The sequence below is a fragment of the Psychrobacter sp. UBA6739 genome (assembly GCF_002453835.1).
In the GTDB taxonomy this organism is placed as follows: domain Bacteria; phylum Pseudomonadota; class Gammaproteobacteria; order Pseudomonadales; family Moraxellaceae; genus Psychrobacter; species Psychrobacter immobilis_A.
In genome coordinates this window covers 58,185-81,337 of record NZ_DKHR01000006.1, presented here as the reverse complement: position 1 = coordinate 81,337, position 23,153 = coordinate 58,185, and the positions used below count along the sequence as shown (strand labels likewise).

Annotated in this window: 16 protein-coding genes; 9 read left to right on the top strand and 7 right to left on the bottom strand. The window is 43.4% G+C overall.

Annotation, left to right across the window (positions count from 1 at the left end):
* Positions 1 to 204: 204 nt before the first annotated feature.
* The 3 genes from B2575_RS02335 to B2575_RS02325 all read left to right on the top strand — a co-directional run bounded on the left by B2575_RS02335 (position 205) and on the right by B2575_RS02325 (position 4,540).
* Entirely contained in the window at positions 205 to 795 is a 591-nt protein-coding gene (locus B2575_RS02335) for a hypothetical protein (RefSeq protein ID WP_296240019.1), read from the top strand.
* Between the two features lie 465 nt (positions 796 to 1,260).
* Complete coding sequence (locus tag B2575_RS02330; protein WP_296240018.1) at positions 1,261 to 3,564, top strand: TonB-dependent receptor; 2,304 nt, start codon at positions 1,261 to 1,263, stop codon at positions 3,562 to 3,564.
* Positions 3,565 to 3,652: 88 nt separating this feature from the next.
* Positions 3,653 to 4,540, top strand: coding sequence for a sulfite exporter TauE/SafE family protein (locus B2575_RS02325; RefSeq protein WP_296240017.1), 888 nt, complete (start codon positions 3,653 to 3,655; stop codon positions 4,538 to 4,540).
* A 75-nt stretch (positions 4,541 to 4,615) separates the two neighbouring features.
* On the opposite strand, the gene B2575_RS02320 is transcribed toward B2575_RS02325, so the two are convergent.
* Together B2575_RS02320 and B2575_RS02315 are read right to left on the bottom strand one after the other, a co-directional pair.
* Positions 4,616 to 5,554: a response regulator gene (locus tag B2575_RS02320; RefSeq protein WP_296240016.1), complete on the bottom strand. Its 939-nt coding sequence runs from the start codon at positions 5,552 to 5,554 to the stop codon at positions 4,616 to 4,618.
* A gap of 33 nt (positions 5,555 to 5,587) precedes the next feature.
* Positions 5,588 to 7,945, bottom strand: coding sequence for a PAS domain-containing sensor histidine kinase (locus B2575_RS02315; protein ID WP_296240015.1), 2,358 nt, complete (start codon positions 7,943 to 7,945; stop codon positions 5,588 to 5,590).
* Positions 7,946 to 8,575: 630 nt separating this feature from the next.
* Between B2575_RS02315 and B2575_RS02310 the strand changes: the two genes are divergently transcribed.
* Positions 8,576 to 9,052 carry a hypothetical protein gene (locus B2575_RS02310; RefSeq protein ID WP_238035406.1) on the top strand — a complete coding sequence of 159 codons (477 nt, stop codon included), beginning with the start codon at positions 8,576 to 8,578 and terminating at the stop codon, positions 9,050 to 9,052.
* Positions 9,053 to 9,429: 377 nt separating this feature from the next.
* Entirely contained in the window at positions 9,430 to 11,364 is a 1,935-nt protein-coding gene (locus B2575_RS02305) for an oleate hydratase (protein WP_238035405.1), read from the top strand.
* Between the two features lie 141 nt (positions 11,365 to 11,505).
* On the opposite strand, the gene B2575_RS02300 is transcribed toward B2575_RS02305, so the two are convergent.
* Positions 11,506 to 12,402: a LysR family transcriptional regulator gene (locus B2575_RS02300; RefSeq protein WP_193008689.1), complete on the bottom strand. Its 897-nt coding sequence runs from the start codon at positions 12,400 to 12,402 to the stop codon at positions 11,506 to 11,508.
* 178 nt (positions 12,403 to 12,580) lie between these two features.
* On the opposite strand from B2575_RS02300, the gene B2575_RS02295 reads away from it, so the two are divergent.
* Positions 12,581 to 13,708, top strand: coding sequence for an alkene reductase (locus B2575_RS02295; RefSeq protein WP_296240033.1), 1,128 nt, complete (start codon positions 12,581 to 12,583; stop codon positions 13,706 to 13,708).
* A gap of 78 nt (positions 13,709 to 13,786) precedes the next feature.
* Here the strand turns inward: B2575_RS02295 and B2575_RS02290 are convergent, their stop codons facing one another.
* Complete coding sequence (locus tag B2575_RS02290) at positions 13,787 to 14,188, bottom strand: DUF1971 domain-containing protein (RefSeq protein ID WP_193008691.1); 402 nt, start codon at positions 14,186 to 14,188, stop codon at positions 13,787 to 13,789.
* Between the two features lie 325 nt (positions 14,189 to 14,513).
* Between B2575_RS02290 and B2575_RS02285 the strand changes: the two genes are divergently transcribed.
* Positions 14,514 to 15,992, top strand: a complete 1,479-nt coding sequence (locus tag B2575_RS02285; protein ID WP_060491594.1) for an MFS transporter — start codon at positions 14,514 to 14,516, stop codon at positions 15,990 to 15,992.
* A 208-nt stretch (positions 15,993 to 16,200) separates the two neighbouring features.
* On the opposite strand, the gene narL is transcribed toward B2575_RS02285, so the two are convergent.
* The 3 genes from narL to B2575_RS02270 form a co-directional block, all read right to left on the bottom strand.
* A complete protein-coding gene (gene narL / locus B2575_RS02280) occupies positions 16,201 to 16,860 on the bottom strand; it encodes a two-component system response regulator NarL (RefSeq protein WP_045447151.1) in 660 nt (219 codons plus the stop codon).
* Between the two features lie 74 nt (positions 16,861 to 16,934).
* Positions 16,935 to 18,812, bottom strand: a complete 1,878-nt coding sequence (locus tag B2575_RS02275; protein WP_296240014.1) for a histidine kinase — start codon at positions 18,810 to 18,812, stop codon at positions 16,935 to 16,937.
* 17 nt (positions 18,813 to 18,829) lie between these two features.
* Positions 18,830 to 18,961 carry a hypothetical protein gene (locus B2575_RS02270; protein WP_296240013.1) on the bottom strand — a complete coding sequence of 44 codons (132 nt, stop codon included), beginning with the start codon at positions 18,959 to 18,961 and terminating at the stop codon, positions 18,830 to 18,832.
* 401 nt (positions 18,962 to 19,362) lie between these two features.
* Between B2575_RS02270 and B2575_RS02265 the strand changes: the two genes are divergently transcribed.
* Entirely contained in the window at positions 19,363 to 20,742 is a 1,380-nt protein-coding gene (locus B2575_RS02265) for a NarK family nitrate/nitrite MFS transporter (protein WP_238049217.1), read from the top strand.
* 348 nt (positions 20,743 to 21,090) lie between these two features.
* Positions 21,091 to 23,153, top strand: a 2,063-nt coding sequence (locus B2575_RS02260) for a nitrate reductase subunit alpha (protein ID WP_296240032.1), incomplete at its 3' end; no start/stop codon positions are given.

The following is a 23,153-nucleotide window of genomic DNA, read 5'->3' as shown; positions in this document are numbered from 1 at the left end:
TTCTCTAGAATGCCCGATATATCTCTATACAAGACTTGTAAAGAGCATACCCCTTGTCTTAGAATGGCATTGTTAATGATAATGTCTATTTTGTTAAGTATTCTTTCTAAAATGCTTTAAACTGACGTTTTAAGTTAGCACACCTCCTTACTTATAAATGTTACCTATGCATCATCAGCATGCTGGTAATACGATGACCCTATCATGTCTACTAAGCGCCGTAAGCTTGTTTTACGATATTCATCACCGGTAACGATGTGGTTCGGCATGTTGGTCGCATGTTTTGCTTGGATCATGCACATCACGCTGTTGCTCACACCTCTGTGGGATGATAATGCCCACTTAGGTCATGGTATCTGTGCAGAGCTTGCACCGATTGTATCGGCAGCTAAGCAGTATGAGCAAATACAGACTGATATTGCGCAAACAAATCACAACATACCCATTGATAGTGCCGCTCGTCATTTACTTCATCATAATGCATCCCTATCTTTAGTATCGCCTGCGACCGTTAAGCCAGTCATAACGGTTGACGCAGCACCTTCACAGGAAGCCTTATATAGCAAAGATAAGGTTGCAAGCTCTGAATCTAACCCTGATGCCGTAAAATACACTGGCTGTGACCTTTGCACTGCCATGTCTGCGGCACTATTGCCAGTCGCTTTTACACATACTGACTCGGCTTTGATTGAGCTGTCTACTGTCTCAGTTACGTTTTTGTATCGCTCACATACCTACTCTCCTAGTAATTTTTTACGACCCCTCGCACGCGCTCCTCCAGTCACACCCACATAACTATCTACATTTATAGTCCAATATTTTTAGGGCGTGTCCTCATTTTAAAAATGGTGATAAACATGAGATAAATTGCCGTCAAACAAGAAAAGTAGCGCAAATAATATCGAGATATTAATAAGCTATTTGATGATGCTTGGCAAAATTTAGCCATTTTTAGCCCATTTCGAAAGTAATCAATTGAATTGAGGACACGCCCTAGAGCATTAGTGACAATGCTCTCAATCAACGCGCTCATTTGACGCTCTGATTGAGGCACTTGTATGCGTTTACCTAAAACATTACGCTCAAAACTGTGCTCATAATATTGTGCTCAAAATGCTATCTATTTATATCGGAAAATATTCAGTAAGTGCCTAGTCTAAGTCCATAAGTGGCTTAGCTTACCTTGGCTGACATTGCCTCTTGGTAAAAACTGAATAACCGATTTCATAAAATATTTTTGCAAGTTTCTAGGAAAAAAAGATGTCATCTTCATCAATGAATGCTGTACCTATTTTAAAACTAAGTGTTTTAGCCTTGTCTTTATTGCATATCAGTAGCGCTTATGCGGATTCCACAACCGTAAAGGCGCACATGCCTACTACGGATGATGAGCCACATATTCAATTGCCAGAAATCGTCGTTTATGCGACAGCAGCGGATAAGCGCTCTAGTACCAATGCACTTGGAACAGCAGCCAGCCTTAATCAAAAATTTATTAGCAGTAAACAAGTGGCAAGCAGTGATACGGCCACTATCCTGACAAAAATACCCGGTCTGAATGTCCAAAGTGCCGGTGGCATCTCAAACTTGCCTGTGATAAGAGGCTTGGCGGACAACCGTCTGCGTATCTTAGTGGATGGCGTTGACTCAATCGCCTCTTGTCCAAACAGTATGAACTCACCCTTGTCTTATATTGCGCCAAGCGCTATAGAAAAGACCACCGTTTATGCAGGTGTGACGCCTGTGAGTGTCGGTGGTAATAGTATTGGCGGTACCATCGTCGTCGAAACAGCAGAGCCTATCTTTTCAACGGATAGCGACATACTAACTTCAGGTGAAATCGGCACATTTTATCGTAGCAATGGTGACGCTTATGGTGCCAATGTATCTACCACAGCAGCAAACGATCAGCTTAGCCTCACCTATAAAGGCAGCTTTGCGCAGGCGGATAATTATAAAGCTGGTGGTGATTTTAAATCTTATACAGAGACAGGAAACGCTGGTAAAACCTTAGCGAAAGACGAAGTTGGTTCAACCGCCTATGAAAGCAAAAACCAGTCAGTAGATGTGGCTTATAAGAATGGCAATCATCTGCTACAAGGCACTTATTTGTGGCAAAACGTCCCAAAAGAGTTATATCCAAATCAGCGGATGGACATGCTCGACAATCAGCTTGACCGCATTAATTTGCGCTACAAAAGCGAGTTAAATTGGGGACAGTTAGAAGCACAGGCCTATCATGAAGATGTCGATCACTATATGAACTTTGGGGAAGACAAACAGTTCTTATATGGTAATGCCAAAGGTATGCCGATGTACACCAGTAGCGAGACCATCGGTGCCAATCTTAAAGGTATTATTGATTTAACCAACCAAGGCACGCTCAATATAGGTGCTGAATATCAAGACTACACGCTCGATGATACGTGGGCGGCATCTGGCGACGGTATGATGTCGCCAAACGACTTTCAAAATATCAACAATGGTCAGCGTCAGCGCATCGGTATCTATGGCGAATGGGAAAAAGACATCTCGCCTGACTGGAGCACCCAGCTTGGCGCTCGCTATGAAAACGTACGTACCAGTGCTGATGAAGTACATGGCTATCAAATCGAGGGTCAAAACAATATGACCAATCAGCTGCGAGATAGCGCTAACTTTAATGCCAGTGACCGCCGAACCACGGATAACAACTTTGATATTACTGCACTCGCACGCTACGACATTGATTCACAAAAAAATCTAGCATTAGGTCTATCGCACAAAGAGCGCACGCCAAGCTTATATGAACGCTATACCTGGTCCACTTGGAAAATGGCGGCCATCATGAATAATACCGTTGGTGACGGTAATGGCTATTTTGGTGATCCTAATCTACGCCCAGAAAAATCCAACACCCTATCTGCCACCTTAGACTGGCGCGGTGCTGATGATAGCTGGGGCGTTAAAGCCACTCCTTACTATTCAAAAATTGACGACTATGTCGATGCCGTACAGTGGAACCCCATGGCAAACACAGCAGCTAGCACTCAAACAGCGAATCAATATAATGTGCTGCGCTATACCAACCAAGATGCTGAGATATATGGCATAGATATCTCAGCCAATCGGGAGCTGGCAGCAAATGCTTGGGGGTACTGGAATATAGTAGGCTCCTTAAGCTATACCAAAGGGGAAAATAAAGACAGCGGCTCAGACTTATATAACATCATGCCATTCAATGGCAGTGTTGCTCTGAATCGGGAAAATAACGGTTGGACAAACCAAATCGAAGTGGTGGGCGTCGCGGCTAAAAATGATATCTCAACCCCTCGCAACGAAATTAAAACGGCGGGTTATGGTCTCTTAAATCTCAGTACAGGCTATCAGTTTAAAGAGGTAGCGATTGAGGCTGGTATCGATAACGTATTCGATAAAAACTATGACCTACCTCTAGGGGGCGCATACATGGGTCAAGGCAAAACCATGTCAATGAATGGCGAAATAGGCAACGGTTCTAACTGGGGCACTGCCGTTCCTGGCGCAGGCCGATCATTGTATGTGGGTGTCAACTATAAGTTTTAGGTGTCATTAAGATAGGTCATTAACTGACTAACATAACGATTAAACCTTCAACAGATTTTATTTATCTTATATCTTAGGAAGCACCTTCATGACTATGGCACTATTAATTGCAGCACTCTTAATGGGATTTTTTGGTTCGCCGCATTGCTTAGGTATGTGTGGCGGTATCGTCACCGCATTCGGACTATCGATGAAAGAAACCAGTCCAGCAAAAAAACGCGGTCTCATTGCGACTTACCATTTGGGGCGCTTACTCAGTTATGCCCTATTGGGCTTAATTGCTGGAGTGATTGGCACCACGGTATTAACCCCCCTGATGGTTGGCAATAGCACACCTCGCATTCTACTAGGGTTGGTCTTGGTATTTGTAGGATTAACCATGCTAGGATTGCCTTTTTTAAACAAGCTTGAACGTCTTGGTATGCATTTTTGGCAAGCTTTATCACCTCTGCGGCAGAAAGTCTTCCCCTTAAACACTTTTCCTCGAGCATTGACGGCAGGTTTATTATGGGGATTTTTACCCTGTGGTCTCGTTTATGGCGCATTACTTATTGCGGTCGTCGGTCATGACCCGCTCACAGGTGCTGTGTTAATGTTTGTCTTTGGTCTAGGAACCGTACCCATGCTCGTCGCCACGCACGAAACGGTCAACTGGATGCGCAATCAAATCGGGCGTTTGCGCCTAAGGCAAGTGAATGGCGCAATCATGATGCTATCTGGCTTAGCCGTCATAGCGGTACCGATGGTCATGGCCAATATGCATGGTGGACACGGGCAAATGAATCACGAGCAAATGAATCACGAGCAAATGAATCACGAGCAAATGAATCATGAGCAAATGAATCATGAGCAAATGAATCACGAGCAAATGAATCACGAGCAAATGAACCATGAGCAAATGAACCATGAGCAAATGAATCATGAGCAAATGAATCACGAGCAAATGAATCACGAGCAAATGAATCACGAGCAATAAAAACGTCTCTCATGTACATAGGAGGCAATGATATTTTAAACTATGGATAGGGCATTTTTAGCGTGCCCTATTTTTTTATCTACTAATGCGCCAACCTCTGAATTTGGCAAAGAAACCTTTCAACCTTTCAGAAAAGTTAAAAGCCTCTGACTCCGGTACTTCTTCAACATGATGACGAGCTGCCAGTATCGGCTGCTGCACCAATCTTTCGTGATGATCAAAAGCACGATCAAGACTGATACTCATGATAGAGAAGTTAGTCGGACGTGGTAGACAGCGATATACCTGACCCTTATTAATTAAATCAATGACCATATGGGCATCTTTGAACTCAGTCAACATCAGCACCATCAGATCTGGCTGGATATTTTTTAAGGCATAAACGATGGGCGTAATATTTTCTTTATTGAGCGTCGAATCTGTAATCGTGACACCAAAGCGTTTTTTTTGTAATAACTTTGCGGCCTGTTCAAGGTTACTCGCCCAGCTCACGGTATAAGCGCTCTTAAAATGACTTTTTATTTGTTGATAGACACTCTCATCATCGTCTAGTACCAATATATGGCGATTGCTAACCGTGCCACTATTAACACGGTTTTGAGTTGCATCATTTTTCATAGTGTTTTGTGTGATTTCTTGCGTTTGCTGAGCAATTTCTGTGGCTTTATTAACGATTTTTTTGAGTTCATCATTTTGCCATGGCTTAGTGATATAGCGATAAATTTCGCCCTCATTCACAGAATCCATCACGGCATTTAGATCCGCATAACCAGTTAACAAGATACGAATAGTATTTGGTGAAGCTGCTTTGATGTCACTCAATACTTCCGTACCTTGCTTATCTGGCATGCGTTGGTCGCTGATGACCACTTGTACTTCATTCGTGCTGACATATTCCATTAGCTCAGTGGCATCGGTAGTAATAAATACGTCATGTGACTGGCGAAAATGCATTTTTAAGCTGCGCAAGATACGCGGCTCATCATCGATAAAAGCGATTTTTGGTTTTTGCATGACGCTCTCTTTAAATAAATGGTTGGAAGTCTCTCAACTTTCAAATAAGGCTTGCGAAGGTTTATGTTCATGAACGATAGACTGTATCGGTAGCATGAGGGTAAACGTCGTGCCCGCGCCAACGACTGAGCTAACCTCAATGCGCCCACCATGTTGTTCGATGATTTGTGCCGTAATAGCCAATCCTAACCCTGTGCCATCGCCTGCTTTTTTGGTGGTAAAAAACGGCTCAAAGATATGCGTTAAAATATGCTCTGCGATACCGACACCATTGTCTATAATGCGTACCACGATATATTGCTGCGCCTCATCTACAGACGAGCTGACTTGCAATGTTCCTTTATGATCTGGCGGCATGGCTTGCGCGGCATTATTAAATAGGTTTAGTAATACTTGGTTAATTTGTGAAGGATTACACTGAATGAGCGGCAGCTCGGCTAGATTGGTATTGATGTCTAAGGTTTTTAAATTATTGCGAGCCATAATCAATGAGGTATTGATGCAATCATTGATATCGACATCTTTTACTTTGGATTCGTCTAGTCGAGAAAAGTCGCGCAAGCTGACGACCAGTTCAGCAATTTGATCGACGCCATACAGTCCATCTTTGATTAAATCTGCCAAATCTTCACTGACTTCATCTTCTTTAATCTCTTCACAGCATTGTAAAGTTTGCTCTATCAGCTGCTTGACTTGCTCTTGGTTGATAGTTGGCGCTTTTAACGCCTGCAATAATTGATCGGTATGCTGTAGCAATTCATCAAAACGCACGAGATTATCACCGACCAGCTCCATATTACTACGCACATAGCCCAGCGGCGTGTTGACCTCATGTGCCACGCCTGCCACCATTTGACCTAATGTCGCCATTTTTTCGGAACGCACCAGATGCACTTGTGAGGCTTTTAACTCATCCATGGCTTGCTGCAAGTCTTGCGTACGGGCGGCGACTTGTTTTTCTAGATGGACATTGATTTCGGCAAGTGCGCCTTCGTTTTCGACGACGCGGTCGATCAATTGGTTGGTCTGCTCGCTGATGATTTGAATCTCGCTGACATTTGAGTGTGGCAGTTTAAGGGCGCTTAATTGTTGATATTTTTTTTGCTCAATTAATGCGCCCATATCAGCCACTGCTAGTGCCATGTATTTTAGCGGTCGCGTAAAGTAGCGGCGAAACACCCACGCGGTCAACAACAGGATAGGAATAAAACCCAGTAGCATGGTTTGAATCAGCTGGTTCGACAATGCATTTGCCACGCTCATCATGTCATTATTGGGCTTGACGATAACCATCTTCCAATAGGTAAATGGCATACGAAACACAAAGGCGGTGGCGGACTGCTGCAGCAAAAAATCATTGGGCACAGCGATGGTCTCAATCAAGTGACTGTCTACCAGATTAAACGTTTGGTCAATATTCAATAGCAGCAATGCTGACAGCAACTTGGATTCTTGTTCGCTGATTTTATTCAGATTGGTCGTACTTAGAATACTACGTGCCGCGAGCGTATAACGACTCTCATCTTTGGTAACAGCCTCATCGATGAGTGTTTGATTAATGCTATCTAGGCTGTCCGCAATAGGGGCAAAGGTAGGATGTTTCTCGGCCAATTGATGCGCGGTTACCATTTCTCCTTGGGGATTATCTTCAGTCGCTTGCGTGACCATAGATTGATCAGGAAAGGTCAAAAATCGATTGTCCAAGTCTACCAAAAAGACATAACCACCCAGCTTATCTTGCCAATTTTTCATAGCGTCATCGAGGTTATCTAATAGCAGATTAAAACTCACTACCCCATCAAAAGCCTGATTGCGACTGTCATACAATGCCTTGGCACACGTCATCATCGGCTGATTGCTTTGCGGATCAACATATGCACGGCTCCAGACACAGTGGTCATGGCGTGCGTACATCGCAGGAATGTACCACCACTCTCTATAATAGGGACTCGGCGTTTGGCGCACTTGATTATACTGCTCTAACGGCTGCATGTTGCCTGCGTCATCCCGCGCCCACACAAACGACTGGCGATCTCGGTTTTGAGCGTACATATTTGGATCAAACCACACGCCGCCGCCCACAATCCGTTGATCGGTCTGTTGCATGAGATTACCAAAGGTTTCTCTATAAAGGCTGTCTTCTTTTGGCAAGCCGCCCGCCATCGCACTGGTTGCCTTTGCCAGTCCGTCGACATGGCTGATATTCGCCATAATGCTATTAATGGCTTCGTTACCCGTTTCAACCACTGTCTCTGAAGTCATCTCCAGTATACGAGGCTTAGCTTGGGTTTCGATGACCCAGTACACCATCAGGATAATTAGTAAAAAAGCCAATGCTAAAATAATCAGCATGCGTGTGGAAATACTACCAAGCCGACCAGCAACACTCATAGATAAACCTTATATTGATGCATCTACCATCATCAATGCATCACTTAATGAATAAAGACATCAGTGATACGCAACCACCATTTATAGTGGGCTCAAGGATACGATGCCATCATGACAGTATGATGACAAAAGTTTTGTTTTCTTATCTGTCGACCAGCACCTTTTAATTAACAACTGTTAGCTTGCCGTTGGTAAATACAACCTTGTACTCATTTAGCGCTGCTCTCTTTTTATCATCAATAACATCATGCACCTTATTAAGCGCATAGCTGTACTATCCGCCATTGCAAGGCACAAAAAAGCCACTTATTGTTTAAGTGGCTTCTTCATATTCAAGTCAATCGCTAATTTTTCTATTGATGTCATCAATATCTCTATGATTATAGAGTCTGCCAAGTTTATCTTGTTCTATACTGTGAAATTTTATACATATGTTATATTAATAATACTAATATAGAGGGTGTGTTTGTATTTTATATAATATCGCGGATCACCGTCACTTATCACTGATTGCAATGCTTGTCTGTTGTACACTCAAAGCTTGATATCACTCGCTCATACAGCTATTCAACTAACCCTAAAGAAAGACGCTCACAAAGTCTTTCTCTTTTAAATATTAAAGGAAAAGCGATGCGTCCTTTGTTTTTTAGTACTTTGTGCTTAGCAAGCAGTCTTTCACTAATGGCTTGTAGTAGTCATCAACCAACCACGGCAAAAGAATCAACAGCGGTCATTACCAATACGACAAAAGAGAACGCTGACGAACAGCTAAGCATGGAGCCATCCAGCACCGAAGAACCGTTATCAGCATTCACCGCTTTTGGTAATACAGAAAAAAGTTGGCGCACAGTAATTGATGGCAACCAACTCAGCATTGAAGCAGATTTCTTGAAACCAACGACCATCGTTGTCTCTCGTTCGACCTATGCCGAAGGTGTGGAATACGTGAGTACCGTTAGCGGCAAGCCTATTATCATGAATATAAATAGCCAGATTTGTACCGATGATAATGGCTATCAAAATGAATTTACGGTGACGTTGACTTATGATAATAAAAGCTATCAAGGTTGTGCCGTTGCTGGAGCGTATGAAACAGCGCCTACGTAATTGCATAGAATTTGTTGTGGTTAGCAACCATCATAAATAGCCAGCCATTAGCCAATGGATAACGCATAATTTGGCAAATAAGTACTTATATTACTTTCAACCGATGTCATTATTGTTTAATAAAAACATACTATAGTCTGTCTATAAACCCTTAATTTAAGGGCGTGTCCTCATTTTAAAAATGGTGATAAACATGAGATAAATTGCCGTCAAACAAGGAAAGTAGCGCAAATAATATCGAGATATTGATAAGCTATTTGACGATGTTTGGCAAAATTTAGCCATTTTTAGCCCATTTAAAAAGTAATCGATTGAATTGAGGATACGCCATAGTCAAATAACCTTTTATATCAGTCTTACTCAATAAGGATGAACCTATGAAAATTATAAAGACTCAAATCAATAATCCGGTAGACCACGACACATTTATCCACCAGCCTGATGCCAGTAAAACCCGTGTAGCAAACATACCAGGCAAGCGCTTACCCTTTCCTGACCAAATTGGTAATTATCAGCGCAATATTGGGATGCCCAATGATGCTTATCAGGACAGTAAGGTTTATATCGTTGGGGGCGGTATTGCAGGTTTGGCCAGTGCTTATTACTGCATCCGAGATGGCAAAGTATCCGCTGAAAACATTACCATTTTAGAGCATCTTAACGTGGCAGGTGGCTCCTTAGATGGTAGCGGCAATCCTGAGACGGGTTATATGGTGCGCGGCGGTCGTGAAATGGATTTCACTTACGAAAACTTTTGGGATTTATTCCAAGATATCCCCGCTCTTGAAATGCCTGCGCCTTATAGCACCTTGGATGAGTATCGCATAGCAAATGACACCGATCCCAATTACTCTATTGCACGCCTGATCCATAAGCAAGGTGAGATAAAAGACTTCAGTCAACTGGGATTGAGTAAAACCAACCAACTCGCTTTAATTCGTTTGCTATTAAAACCCAAGGAAGAGCTAGACGATATCACTATTGAAGAGTATTTCGATGACAGCTTTTTGAGCAGCAACTTCTGGACGTTTTGGCGAACCATGTTTGCTTTTGAAAACTGGCATAGCTTACTTGAGTTTAAGCTTTATACGCATCGATTTTTACACGCATTGGACGGTCTAAACGACATGTCTGCACTGGTATTCCCAAGATATAATCAATTTGATAGCTTTGTTAAGCCACTACAAAATTATTTAAAAGATAAAGGTGTGCAATTTCAGTATGACACGCTCGTTACCGATTTAGACATTGAGTTTGAGCATGCTGATAAAGTAACAGGCACCAAAAAGGTCAAAGCCATCATTACGGAGAAAGCGAGTGAGCAAACCACCATTCCTATGGGCAGCAATGATTTCGTCATCGTGACGACTGGCTCCATGACCGAAGATACCCGCTATGGTGATGATAATACTGCGCCGACGCTAGACTTTACAAAAGACAGTATGGGGCAATCGTCTGGTTGGAAAGTATGGAATAATCTGGCTAAGCAATCTGCCGTCTTTGGTCACCCAGAAAAATTTAATCAGCATGTGGATAAATCTGCTTGGATGTCGGCGACGTTGACCTGCCAGCCGTCTGCCTTTATTGATAAGCTCAAAACGCTGTCTGTCAACGATCCTTATACGGGTAAAACAGTGACCGGTGGCATCATTACGATTACGGATTCAAACTGGTTGATGAGCTTTACTTGTAACCGTCAACCGCATTTCCCTGATCAGCCAAAAGACACGCTAGTCGTATGGCTATATGCCTTGTTTATGGATAAAGAAGGCAATTATGTCAAAAAACCCATCCCAGAATGTACAGGCAAAGAGATCTTGAGCGAACTCTGTCATCACCTTGGTATCCTCGATGATATAGAGAATATCATGGCCAATACCATCGTCAGAACGGCTTATATGCCCTACATCACCTCGATGTTTATGCCTCGTGCTAAAGGCGATCGTCCTGAGATAGTCCCTGATGGTTGTGTCAATATGGGTCTAGTCGGTCAGTTCGTCGAGACACATAATGATGTGGTATTTACCATGGAGAGCTCTGTTCGTACTGCTCGTGTCGCAGTTTATGAGCTACTAAACGTGCAAAAACAAGTCCCCGATATTAACCCATTACAATACGATATCCGTCAATTACTAAAAGCCGCGAATACACTCAACGATGGTAAAGGTTTCATCGGCGAAGGTCTATTAACTAAGCTTCTTAAGGGTACTTATTACGAGCACATACTGCCAAAAGCCAATCAATCCACCAACGGCAATGACTCAATATTTACTCAGCAATGGGAAGCAATCAAAGGGCTTTGGCATAAGTAGGTCTGGCATCAGTAATGTTAGTTTTGATAAAAGCAGCTTTGATGAAAATGGCTTTAGTACAACTAATGACGAAAAATAAAAACGATAACGCTCTAGGGCCTGCCCTCATTTTAAAAACGAAGATAGAAATGAGGACATGCTCTAGTCAGACTTGGATAACTGCTGTAACTGCTCAATCAGCCAACGGTGTATACCACTGTGACTGGTACGTGGATGCCATGCTGCTATCACCTTAAATGTGGGTGGCAGGGCTTCCACTTTGAGCTCTTTAACCCGACTGTTTGGCAATAAACGCGAGGGATAAAATGCAATCATATCGGTTGTATAGAGGATATCTGGCACTGCAGAAAAGCTAGGAACGGACATAACAATGTTTCGTTTAAGACCTTTTTCTGCAAACCACTGATCATGAGAACCACGTAAGTTAGCGCGTGAAGGTGACACCACCAGCTGCGAGTGTGCAGCAATTTGCGCCAGTGACAGCGGCTCTGTTGTAAAACTATTATCGCAACCAGTAATGCAGAAATGTTGTTCTTCAAGCAGCGTCACATAAGCCAAGTTATCAGGGATAAATTCTGGGAAAGTAATCAGCAGATCAAGCTCGCCTGCCGCAATAAGCTGATTGATATTGTCTGAGGCAAAATCACGTACGATTAACTTCAAATCAGGCGCGTCGCGGCGTGTTATATGAAACAACTGCGGTAATAATGCCTGCGTCGCATAGTCGGTCGCGCTAATCGTAAATACGCCTTTATAAGTCTGCGGCGAAAACATATCTGGCTCTAACAGTGCTTCTAACTGCTCTAATATACGACTAATGGGTTGCTGCATCGATAGCGCTTTGGGAGTTGCCACCATGCTATTGCCTTGACGAATAAACAAACGATCATCAAACAAATCACGCAGCTTACGTAATTGTTCGCTGATTGCCTGCTGTGTCAGCCCCATTTTGCGCGCGACTTGTGAGAGATTTTTTAGATCAAGCAACGCATGTAGCACTCGCAACTGCTTGATATCAAGTCGGTTAATTCCATTCATAATATATACCATTTATAATTGTATCTTAAACAACAAAATCCTGTTTCCGATTGTATCCATAAAACTCTATGCTTGCCAACCTTACTTACGCAGTAATAAAGCATCAAAACAAGCTCAATGGTTTAAACAATAACCCAATCTATTTGTTTTAAAAGAGAGTTTTATGGAACCATCTAATATCGATACCAGCCCATTATTTGCATCTGTCACACTTGGACCATATACGTTAAAAAACCGTATTGTCATGCCACCGTTGACACGCTCTCGCAGCACGCAACCGGACAATATTCCTAATGAATTAATGGCAAGCTACTATACACAGCGCGCCTCTGCAGGTTTTATGGTCACTGAAGGCACGCAAATTGAGCCAAGGGGTCAAGGTTATGCGTGGACGCCAGGCATACATTCGCATGCCCAAATCGAAGGCTGGAAAAAGGTCACTGAATCGGTACACGCAGCAGGTGGTATCATTTTCGCTCAGCTTTGGCATGTGGGTCGCGTGTCTCATACCAGCTTACAACCACAAGGCGCTCAGCCAATTGCACCATCAGCTATCACTGCTGACAATGTAAAAGTATTTATCGAAACAGCACCAGGTGCAGGCGCGTTAGCCGATCCTAGTGAGCCACGCGCACTCAGTACTGATGAAGTTAGTGAACTGGTCGCTATGTATGCGGCAGCCGCGCGCAATGCATTGGAGGCAGGTTTTGATGGCGTCGAGCTGCATTGTGCCAATGGCTATTTGGTGAATCAGTTCATCTCTGAGCATAGCAACACACGTGATGATCAATATGGCGGTTCATTGACCAATCGCTTGCGTTTCTTAAAAGAAATCGTGGCTGCCGTCAGTGAGGTGGTTGGCGCTGATCGCTTAGGCGTACGTTTTGCACCGCTGTTTGCTAGCACAGATGAAACTCGCGTGTATTTAGGGCTAGTGGAATCAGATCCACATCATACGTATATGGAAGCGATTAAAGTACTTGAACAAGCGGGTATCGCTTATTTATCTATTGCAGAAGCTGACTGGGACAATGCCCCTGATTTACCAGAGACTTTTTATCAAGCGGTCAGAGCGGAGTTTTCAGGACGTATTATCTATGCGGGTAAATACACGACGGAAAAATCGGTTCATATGCTAGCTAAAGGTTATGGCGACTTATTTGCTTTTGGTCGTCCCTTTATTGCTAATCCCGATTTACCTGAGCGCATCGCCAATCATTGGCCACTCAACGAGGCAGATCCTACCACGATGTATGGTGGCACCGAAATTGGCTATAATAACTATCCTTACTATCAAAACTCTTAATACAATAAGGCCATTCGTGGCCTTATTTTTTTGCTTATGAATAGGATGTTTTTAATAGCTGATTCATATATATAGCCCTTATGATTCATCCGACTGATCAAATAACTTTTCGATAGGCTTGCTGTGTATCTTTGAGCTATTGAACAGCGACTTATTACCAGTATCCGCTTCTGTCCAAAAATTAATATTGAATTGGGCATCATCACTTAATTCTACGCGGTGCCAATATTGAGGCGGACTGACCGCGAACTGCCCTGCTTTAATAACAATTGTTTTTTCAGGTTCAGTGGCGGCTTCATCAGCAAAGCCGTAAAAGGTAACCGTGCCTTGCATGACACAAATTTGGCCGTATACGCCCTCTGCTGTATTGTGATGAGTCAGCAAGGCTTTTGGGACTTTATCTTTAGTAAAAAAGTGGGTCGAACGCTTTATTTTCCAATGGCTGGGTATGACGGGGTTTGAGGCGACAGTATCACTCATGGTAACTCCTTGGCTAATTTGATGGGTGTATCCCAATCCTTTTTATTAACAGCGTACTTGTGAATAAAATTCTATTAATAAACAAGAAAAGCACGCACAGTAATGGTTATTATTACTATAGCGCATCATATTTTTAAATGTATTGCTATCCTCATATCATCTTAGTTAACCATCAATATATAGGATATTAAAGCCACTTTTTAATCCCCATTAAGTAGTATGTGAAATGACATTCATACTGCTTTCGCCTAATGGTTAGCGAGCTTACTTATTGCTACATTAACTCCATCTAAACTATCCAGTTCGACGGTGGAGAATACTTGTCATGCATGCAAAAGAGCTACTTGAGGTTGAACGCCGTGATATAAGAGCGCTTCACTATACGTGGATTGCTTTTTTTCTGACCTTTTACGTCTGGTTCAATATGGCGCCACTAGCCACTTCTATGCTAGAGGCCGAAAGCTACTTAACTTCTGAACACATCAAATTATTTCTCATTGCCAACGTTGCTTTGACCATTCCAGGGCGAGTGGTAGTCGGCATGGCATTGGATCGCTTCGGTCCGCGTCGCGTGTTTTCCATACTGATGGTCGTCATGGCGATACCGACATGGTTCTTCGCGTTTGGTAATTCCGCGATGCAGCTGTTCGTCGCTCGCCTATTTATGTCTATCGTGGGCGCAGGGTTCGTCGTTGGCATTCACATGACCGCCCTTTGGTTTAAGCCAAAAGACATTGGCTTTGCCGAAGGATTTTATGCCGGCTGGGGTAATTTTGGTTCAGCTGCCGCAGCGATTACCATTCCAACGGTTGCGCTACAGTTCTTTGGTGGTGATGATGGTTGGCGCTGGGCAATTGCATTATCTGGCTTACTGATGGCCGCTTACGGGGTAGCCTACTGGTTTTTAATCACCGATGGTCCTACACAAGATACCCATAAAAAAGCACGTAAGGCGGGTGCTTTAGAGGTATCGAGTTGGAGGGATCTATTATTATATTGCCTATTTATTATTCCTTTATATGGCGTATTAGGTGTATTGGTTTATCGTACCAAAAACATGGGATTCCTGAGCGAAACAGGCGCTTGGGGGTTTTATACTCTCATCGCTGTGGTGGTTATTTATCAAATTTACAAAGCCATCAGTGTCAATGTACCCATGCTCAAAGCGGGTATCCCTGAGGATGATAAATACCCCTTTACCTCTGTTGCCGCCCTAAATGTCACCTACTTTGCTAACTTTGGCGCAGAGCTGGCGGTCGTCTCTATGCTACCGATGTTCTTTGCCGCAACGTGGAAACTCGACCCTACCGTCGCAGGCTTAGTCGCATCGACCTTTGCTTTTGTTAACTTATGGGCGCGACCACTTGGCGGCTATATCTCTGACAAGGTTGGCAATCGTCGCTTGGTGATGTTGGTATACATGTTCGGTATCGGCATCGGCTTTGGATTGATGGGATTGCTGAATGCAGAGTGGCCATTGTTTATCGCGGTCGTCTTTACGATTCTATGCTCAGTCTTTGTGCAAGGGGCAGAAGGTGCAACTTTTGGTATTATCCCCTCAATTAAGCGGCGCTTAACGGGTCAAATTTCTGGTATGGCGGGTGCTTATGGCAACGTGGGCGCTGTGTTCTACCTATTTATATTTACCTTGGTCGAACCAAATCAGTTCTTTTTTATCATTGCGATAGGTGCATTTATCGCTTGGGTACTTTGTTTCTTCTGGTTAAAAGAGCCTGAAGATGCCTTTGGTGACGAATACAAGATGTCCTCGGTCGATCGTCAAATTGCCGCTGAAGAAGGCTAATTTGATTACCTTATAAAATAAAAAAGCCACCCAGCATCACTGCTGGGTGGCTTTTTGACTGATATAGAGAACTATCTAGACATGTAACAGGGGTTATTGAGATGGCCTATGATTTTTTATAAAAGTAGCACTTTCAAAAAGTAGCGATTTTAAAAAGTAATATTTTCAAAAAACAACCACTTCGATAAATAACCATTTTGACAAACGACTACTTTGATAAATGATTCACGGTCCATACCGCTGCCTCTACCCGTGTGCGTAGTCCAGTTTTGTTCAAAATATGCTTAACATGCACTTTTACTGTGGATTCTGCGATATCCAGTTTGTTGGCGATCATTTTATTACTTAAGCCTTCAGCAATCATTTGAATCACTTGCAACTCTCTAGTAGTGAGATTACCAGCGATATCTTCAATGCTTGGTGTACGTAATGTTTGTGCCAATATTGAGGCCAAATTGGGACTGATAACCAGCTCACCGCGCAACACTTTTCTAATATCGACGATGATTAACTCAGGCTCCATGTCTTTTAACAAATATCCGTCCACCCCTAATTTCAATGCTTCTTGTACGTCTTCTCCGCTATCAGAAACTGTAAATAGCAAGGTAGCCACATCAATATTTCTGGCTTTGATTTCTCTTAAGGTCTCGATACCAGTCAACACTGGCATTTTATGATCTAGAATGACCAGATCAACTGGATTGTTTGCCAAAAAATCCAACGCTTCTTGTCCGTTATTCGCCTCACCAACGACCGTTACATCACTTTCGAGACTGAGCAGTTCTGCGACACCGCGGCGCAGCATAGGATGGTCATCGACCAATAATAGCCGAGCAGGAGAAGCAGACGTATAAACTTTAGTAGTCATAAAATACTCACAAATTAAAAAATGCTACAAAAAATACAATGCAGTGGTTAAGAGCGTTTACTAAGCCAATTCATTTAGTTTTGCTCAGCCATATAATCCGTAAAGAAACTGGGTACAAACCTGACGATGACGCTGGTACCTGCGGGTACATTATTAGAGATGATCAAATCACCGCCTAATTTATAGGCACGCTCTTTCATAATCATTAGACCATGATGCTGGGTCTGATTGACAGTCCCTGATATGCCAACGCCGTCATCATTGACCATCATCGCTACATAATTACTTTCATCATCATAAACCAAATCGATAGTGACGCTGTTAGCATGGGCATGGCGACTGATATTCGACAGCGCCTCCCTTATAATTTGAATGAGATGCACTTGTTCGGTTGCCGTTAGATTCAAGGATAGGATTTGATTGTTGACCTTTATGTCAAACTGCCCTTTTACAGCAAACTCATCAGCCGCCTCATATAGAGCTTCATCAAAATTGCCGCTATCAATCGTCAAGCGAAAAGTCGTCAATAAGTCTCGCAACTCATGATAAGCAGAGTTCAGACCCATTTTTATTTGACTGATATGCTGCCCAACCTTGATTTGACTTTGTTCATCAAATACCACCAGCCCACTGTCTTTATCAGTAGACAGTTGCAGATGTTTTTCGAGCACGCTGACTTGTATTTTTAGATAAGACAATGACTGTGCTAAAGAGTCATGCAACTCCCTAGCAATGGTCGAGCGCTCTTCAAGTAGAATAAGCTGATGGTCTTGCTGCCTTTGTCTGCGTAAGGATAAGGCGGTGCTGACGAGATTGGTCAGCACAACAATCAATTCATTGTTTTTAGCAATTAAATAACTACTATCCACCTCTACTACCTTGATACGTGTTGAATCTTCCTCGCTTTTTTTCTTATCTTCTGCGTAAGCTTTATTGGTCATTAAGACAGATTTCGGTCTGACCTTTAGCTCACCAAACTCTATATCTTGATGAATAATCGGAAACGTTTTGGTATAAACGTCTTCTTTAATAGAGCAGCTATCACAAGTGAGTTTGGTACATAGCTCCTTCATCCTATCATCGTGCAGGGCTATAGAGTTTTTATTGGTTAGAATATTGCTTTGGATACACAGCGTAAAATCTAAATATGGGAATATACACCCAAAGCCAGTAATCAATTCATCAAGCCGATGTAAGCTCACAGGGCTACTGGTCAACTGCTTTGAGAAATCATAAAATAATGATAAGGCTTGGTTGGCTTTTACCAGATGCTGAGTCTTTGTCTGTACCTCACTTTCAAGTGAACGCTGATACCTCTCAATGGTACTGGCCATACCGTTAAAAGAATTGCCAAGCGCTTCAAATTCTCTATAACCGCTGATAGACACTCTCGTATCATATTTACCTTCTTTAAACGCCCGATTGGCTTTAATGAGTTGTTGAATAGGCGTTAGCACTGAGTTCTGTAATCTCCGTACGCCTATCAGCATAATAATCATGCTCAGTATCAGTGATAGTATTTGCAGGTTTTGCTGCCATGTCTGACGCTGCTCATTTCTATCCTGTAACGCACCAACAAAACGATTAACATCGTCAATATATTTGGTTGAATCACTATAAAAGCCTTGCTTGTCTTGTGCCAACAATGCTGGTTTTAAATCACGAAACCATTGTGATTTTATCTGGCTCCATTGCTCACTGATCGCCTTATCTCTGTTGGCACTGGTCAGTTGATACGCTTGTAATTTGTTGAGACGACTCTCCATGTCTTCAACCAGTATGTCTATTTTTTCAGACTCGCTTTTATTGGAGAAATCCAGTCTGTCTTGCTTTTCTACCTGCGGCGCATTGTCACTATCTAAGCCATCTTGTTTGATATTTAGGCTTGAGCTAAAGGGATGGTTATCCGCAAAGTCGGTCGCTAGCTGAAAGCTAATACGATACGTTGCCATGCGTATCGTATTAGCTTTCAGCTAGCGACCGACTTTGCGACCCAAGCGAGCGCACCGCTGCCTATCGCTGACATCAAAAACAAAGTAGCAATGATCGTAATAGCAATCCAAGTATGAAGGAACAAAGACTGCCGTCGTAGATTAGACATGATTAATAGCGCTCCCATCAAACACTTTCTGCACAAAGGATTTGAGATCTTAAAATTGAACGTCGCAAAAGCAAAAAACATACAGCATAAAAAATACTACAGCGCCATTAGCAGTCCATCGACAAGCAAAACCTTAGTAATAAACCTGCCCGCAATATACCCCTTTTAGTCATCAGTATACCACTATGTATGAATACTCTTCATCGGGATAACACAGTACCGTGAGTTATCATTTTTTGATAGAGCAAGTGATTCATAGCGCTCATAAGCCTGTACGGCGGCTCTTTGCTTTCAATATTAACAGGAGCAAGCGCTACGGTTTATTGTAAGTTTAGACAGCCATTTGATGATCAAAAATACTGAATATAACTAGGCATAGCTGATACTAAGTGAGGAATAACATGGGCAATAATTACAACTTCAAAGGTGGTAAGCTCATCACTGACTGGCGACCTGAAGTAGAAGAATTTTGGGAAGGAGGCGGCAAAAAAGTCGCTCGTAGAAATTTATGGATATCCATTCCATCGTTGCTATTGGCGTTTGCAGTATGGATGGTATGGAGTGCCGTCATCGTCCGTCTGCCAGAGATTGGTTTTGATTTTGATGATGGGCAGTTGTTTTGGCTCGCCGCGCTGCCCGGACTATCAGGGGCAACGCTGCGAATTTTTTATTCTTTTATGGTGCCTATCTTTGGTGGGCGACGTTGGACAGCGATATCTACCTTATCCCTGTTAATCCCAGCATTATGGATGGGCTATGCGGTTCAGAACCCTGATACGCCATTTATGATATTTGCCATCATTGCCCTACTTTGTGGCTTCGGTGGTGGTAACTTTGCCTCCTCCATGTCCAATATCTCGTTCTTCTTTCCAAAAGCAGAACAGGGCACTGCTCTTGGGCTAAACGCGGGTTTGGGTAACCTTGGCGTGTCGGTGATGCAGTTCGTTGTACCGATGATCATATTGGTAGCAGCCTTTGGTAGCTTAGGCGGCGACCCACAAGTCTCTGCAAGCGGTCAGCTGTTCTATCTACAAAATGCAGGCTTTATTTGGGTACCCTTTATTCTGCTATTTTCAGCACTGGCATGGTTTGGCATGAACGATATTGCCACTGCTAAAGCTTCCTTTAAAGACCAATCCGTTATCTTTAAACGCAAACATAACTGGATCATGTGTATCCTTTATATGGCAACCTTTGGCTCGTTCATTGGTTTTTCAGCCGCGTTTCCGATGCTGATTAAAAACTCATTTCCCGCCATTGATGCGCTTAAGTTTGCCTTCTTAGGTCCTTTAGTTGGTGCGCTATTTCGCCCTTTAGGTGGCTGGATATCTGACAAAACCAGCGGCGCAAAAGTGACTTTTTGGAACTATATCGTGATGGTATTGGCGGTAGTGGCGGTGATGTATTTCCTCCCTAGCGAGACTCATGAGGGCAGCTTTGTCGGATACTTCATCTCCTTTATGGTGCTGTTTATCACCACGGGTATCGGTAACGGCTCTACCTTTACCATGATTCCCGTTATCTTCAGAACCTTTCATGAACGCCTTGAACCTCAAAAAGCAGGTACAGAGGAATTGTTTGTCGAGATACGTAAAGAATCAGCAGCAGTGGTTGGCTTTACCTCAGCGATAGCGGCCTATGGCGCATTCTTTGTCCCAAAAATGTTTGGTTCAGGACTGGGTGTTGATGGTACTTTTATCGCTTTAATTGTCTTTTATGTTCTCTGTATTGTGTTGACATGGTGGTATTACAGTCGCCCTAATGCTGAGATTCCTTGCTAAAGCAGCCTTGTATAAATCATCCTCTAAAAACAGATTTTTAAATTAAAAACATCTCTCTTTATAGTGCTACTTGCCAGCGTAAGTAGCACTTTTTTTATTTTTACCAATCCATATTTTGCTTATAAATAAGCCCGACTCATAAATACTTAACGATTTTTTAAGGAAATTTTATCATTTACCGCTACTACTAAGGTGGTAGTGCTCTGCTCATGTTAGCGGATAGTAAGAGGGCGATGGCTTACTTAAAATAATACCATCGAAAAACATTTACAGCTTGGGCAATGGGTTGTTTTTACCACGCCATTCAGCTTTAGATACCCCATAGGCAATAATACAGAGGATAGCGAAATGAGCCATTTACTCGACCAATTCCGTTTTTTTAAACGTAAAAAGGGCGAATTCTCCGATGGGCATGGTGAGACGCGCGATGAGTCTCGTGACTGGGAAAATGTGTATCGTAGCCGTTGGCAGTATGACAAAGTCGTGCGTTCAACGCATGGGGTCAACTGTACCGGTTCTTGCTCATGGAAAATTTACGTAAAAAACGGCTTGGTCACATGGGAGACGCAGCAAACTGACTATCCTGAAACCCGTCCAGACTTACCAAACCACGAACCGCGTGGCTGTCCTCGTGGCGCAAGCTACAGCTGGTACATGTATTCAGCGAACCGTGTGAAATACCCTAAAGTACGTAAGCCGCTTCTCAAATTATGGCGTGAAGCCAAAGCGCAGTATCCTGATCCAGTCGATGCGTGGGGCAGCATTGTCCAAGACCCTATCAAAGCAGAACAGTATAAATCCAAGCGCGGTTTGGGCGGTTTTATTCGCTCAACGTGGGCGGAAGTTAATGAAATCATCGCCGCCAGTAATGTCTATACCGCCAAAACCTTTGGTCCTGACCGTATCGTTGGCTTCTCTCCGATTCCTGCGATGTCGATGGTCAGTTACGCCGCTGGGAGTCGCTATTTATCACTTATCGGCGGTGTCTGCTTGTCCTTCTATGACTGGTATTGTGACCTGCCACCAGCGTCGCCAATGGTTTGGGGTGAGCAAACTGACGTGCCAGAATCAGCCGATTGGTACAACTCTGATTATATTATTGCCTGGGGTTCAAACGTTCCACAAACGCGTACACCAGACGCGCATTTCTTTACTGAAGTCCGTTATAAAGGCACTAAGACCGTTTCTATCACCCCTGATTATGCTGAGGTTTCTAAGTTAACTGACTTATGGCTAAACCCAAAACAAGGTACTGATGCGGCTGTTGCGCAAGCATTCTGTCATGTCATTATCAAAGAGTTTTATCTTAAGCAGCCAAGTGACTATTTCTTAGATTACGCCAAACGCTATACCGATTTACCAGTACTTGTGATGCTAGAAGGTGAAGAAGGCGCACGCCATGCGGGTCGCTATCTACGCGCTTCTGACTTAATCGCTAATTTAGGTCAAGAAAACAATCCTGAATGGAAAACCATCGGTCTAAATAGTGATGGCGAATTGGTCTCTCCACTTGGCTCGATTGGCTATCGTTGGGGCGAAAAAGGCAAATGGAACCTTGAGCAAAAAAATGGTACGACAGGCGCAGAAATTGACCTAACATTGACTTTAAAAGACAGTAATGAGACCTGCAAAGTCGGCTTTGATTACTTTGGTCATGTGGATCACCCACATTTCACCTCCGTACCGGGTGAAGCAATACAGCAAAAAACCGTTCCTTGTAAAACCATTACCCTTGCCGATGGCAGCACCGCTATCGTTGCGACCGTCTTTGATCTAACCGTTGCCAACTTGGGCGTGGATAATGGCGTTGGCGGCGAGCATGTCACCGATGACTATAACGATGCCACCGTACCGGGCACGCCTGCTTGGCAAGAAGTCATCACTGGTTTGAGCCGTGAGCGCGTCATCCAAGTCGCGCGTGAATTCGCTGAAAACGCCCATAAGACTCATGGTAAATCGATGATTATCATCGGCGCGGGTATGAACCACTGGTATCACCTAGACATGAACTATCGCGGCGTGATTAACATGCTGATGCTGTGCGGCTGTATCGGCAAATCTGGCGGCGGCTGGGCGCATTATGTTGGTCAAGAAAAACTGCGCCCTCAAACGGGTTGGTTGCCATTGGCCTTTGCACTTGATTGGCATCGTCCGCCGCGTCATATGAATGGCACGAGCTTCTTCTACAATCACAGCTCACAGTGGCGTCATGAGACTATTTCTGCCCATGAAATCCTCTCGCCTCTCGTCGATAAAAAGTTCTTCCCTGAGCATATGCTTGATTACAACATTCAAGCAGAGCGCGCAGGCTGGTTGCCTTCAGCGCCGCAATTAAACCGCAATCCACTGACCATCGCTGCCAAAGCCAAAGAAAGTGGCAAAGGCGTGGAAGAATATGTGGTCGATTCTCT

Coding starts and splice junctions, on each gene's coding strand:
- B2575_RS02335 (WP_296240019.1), top strand. CDS start 205: ATGTCTACTAAGCGCCGTAAGCTTGTTTTACGATATTCATCACCGGTA.
- B2575_RS02330 (WP_296240018.1), top strand. CDS start 1,261: ATGTCATCTTCATCAATGAATGCTGTACCTATTTTAAAACTAAGTGTT.
- B2575_RS02325 (WP_296240017.1), top strand. CDS start 3,653: ATGACTATGGCACTATTAATTGCAGCACTCTTAATGGGATTTTTTGGT.
- B2575_RS02320 (WP_296240016.1), bottom strand. CDS start 5,554: ATGCAAAAACCAAAAATCGCTTTTATCGATGATGAGCCGCGTATCTTG.
- B2575_RS02315 (WP_296240015.1), bottom strand. CDS start 7,945: ATGAGTGTTGCTGGTCGGCTTGGTAGTATTTCCACACGCATGCTGATT.
- B2575_RS02310 (WP_238035406.1), top strand. CDS start 8,576: ATGCGTCCTTTGTTTTTTAGTACTTTGTGCTTAGCAAGCAGTCTTTCA.
- B2575_RS02305 (WP_238035405.1), top strand. CDS start 9,430: ATGAAAATTATAAAGACTCAAATCAATAATCCGGTAGACCACGACACA.
- B2575_RS02300 (WP_193008689.1), bottom strand. CDS start 12,402: ATGAATGGAATTAACCGACTTGATATCAAGCAGTTGCGAGTGCTACAT.
- B2575_RS02290 (WP_193008691.1), bottom strand. CDS start 14,188: ATGAGTGATACTGTCGCCTCAAACCCCGTCATACCCAGCCATTGGAAA.
- B2575_RS02285 (WP_060491594.1), top strand. CDS start 14,514: ATGCATGCAAAAGAGCTACTTGAGGTTGAACGCCGTGATATAAGAGCG.
- narL (WP_045447151.1), bottom strand. CDS start 16,860: ATGACTACTAAAGTTTATACGTCTGCTTCTCCTGCTCGGCTATTATTG.
- B2575_RS02275 (WP_296240014.1), bottom strand. CDS start 18,812: ATGGCAACGTATCGTATTAGCTTTCAGCTAGCGACCGACTTTGCGGAT.
- B2575_RS02270 (WP_296240013.1), bottom strand. CDS start 18,961: ATGTCTAATCTACGACGGCAGTCTTTGTTCCTTCATACTTGGATTGCT.
- B2575_RS02265 (WP_238049217.1), top strand. CDS start 19,363: ATGGGCAATAATTACAACTTCAAAGGTGGTAAGCTCATCACTGACTGG.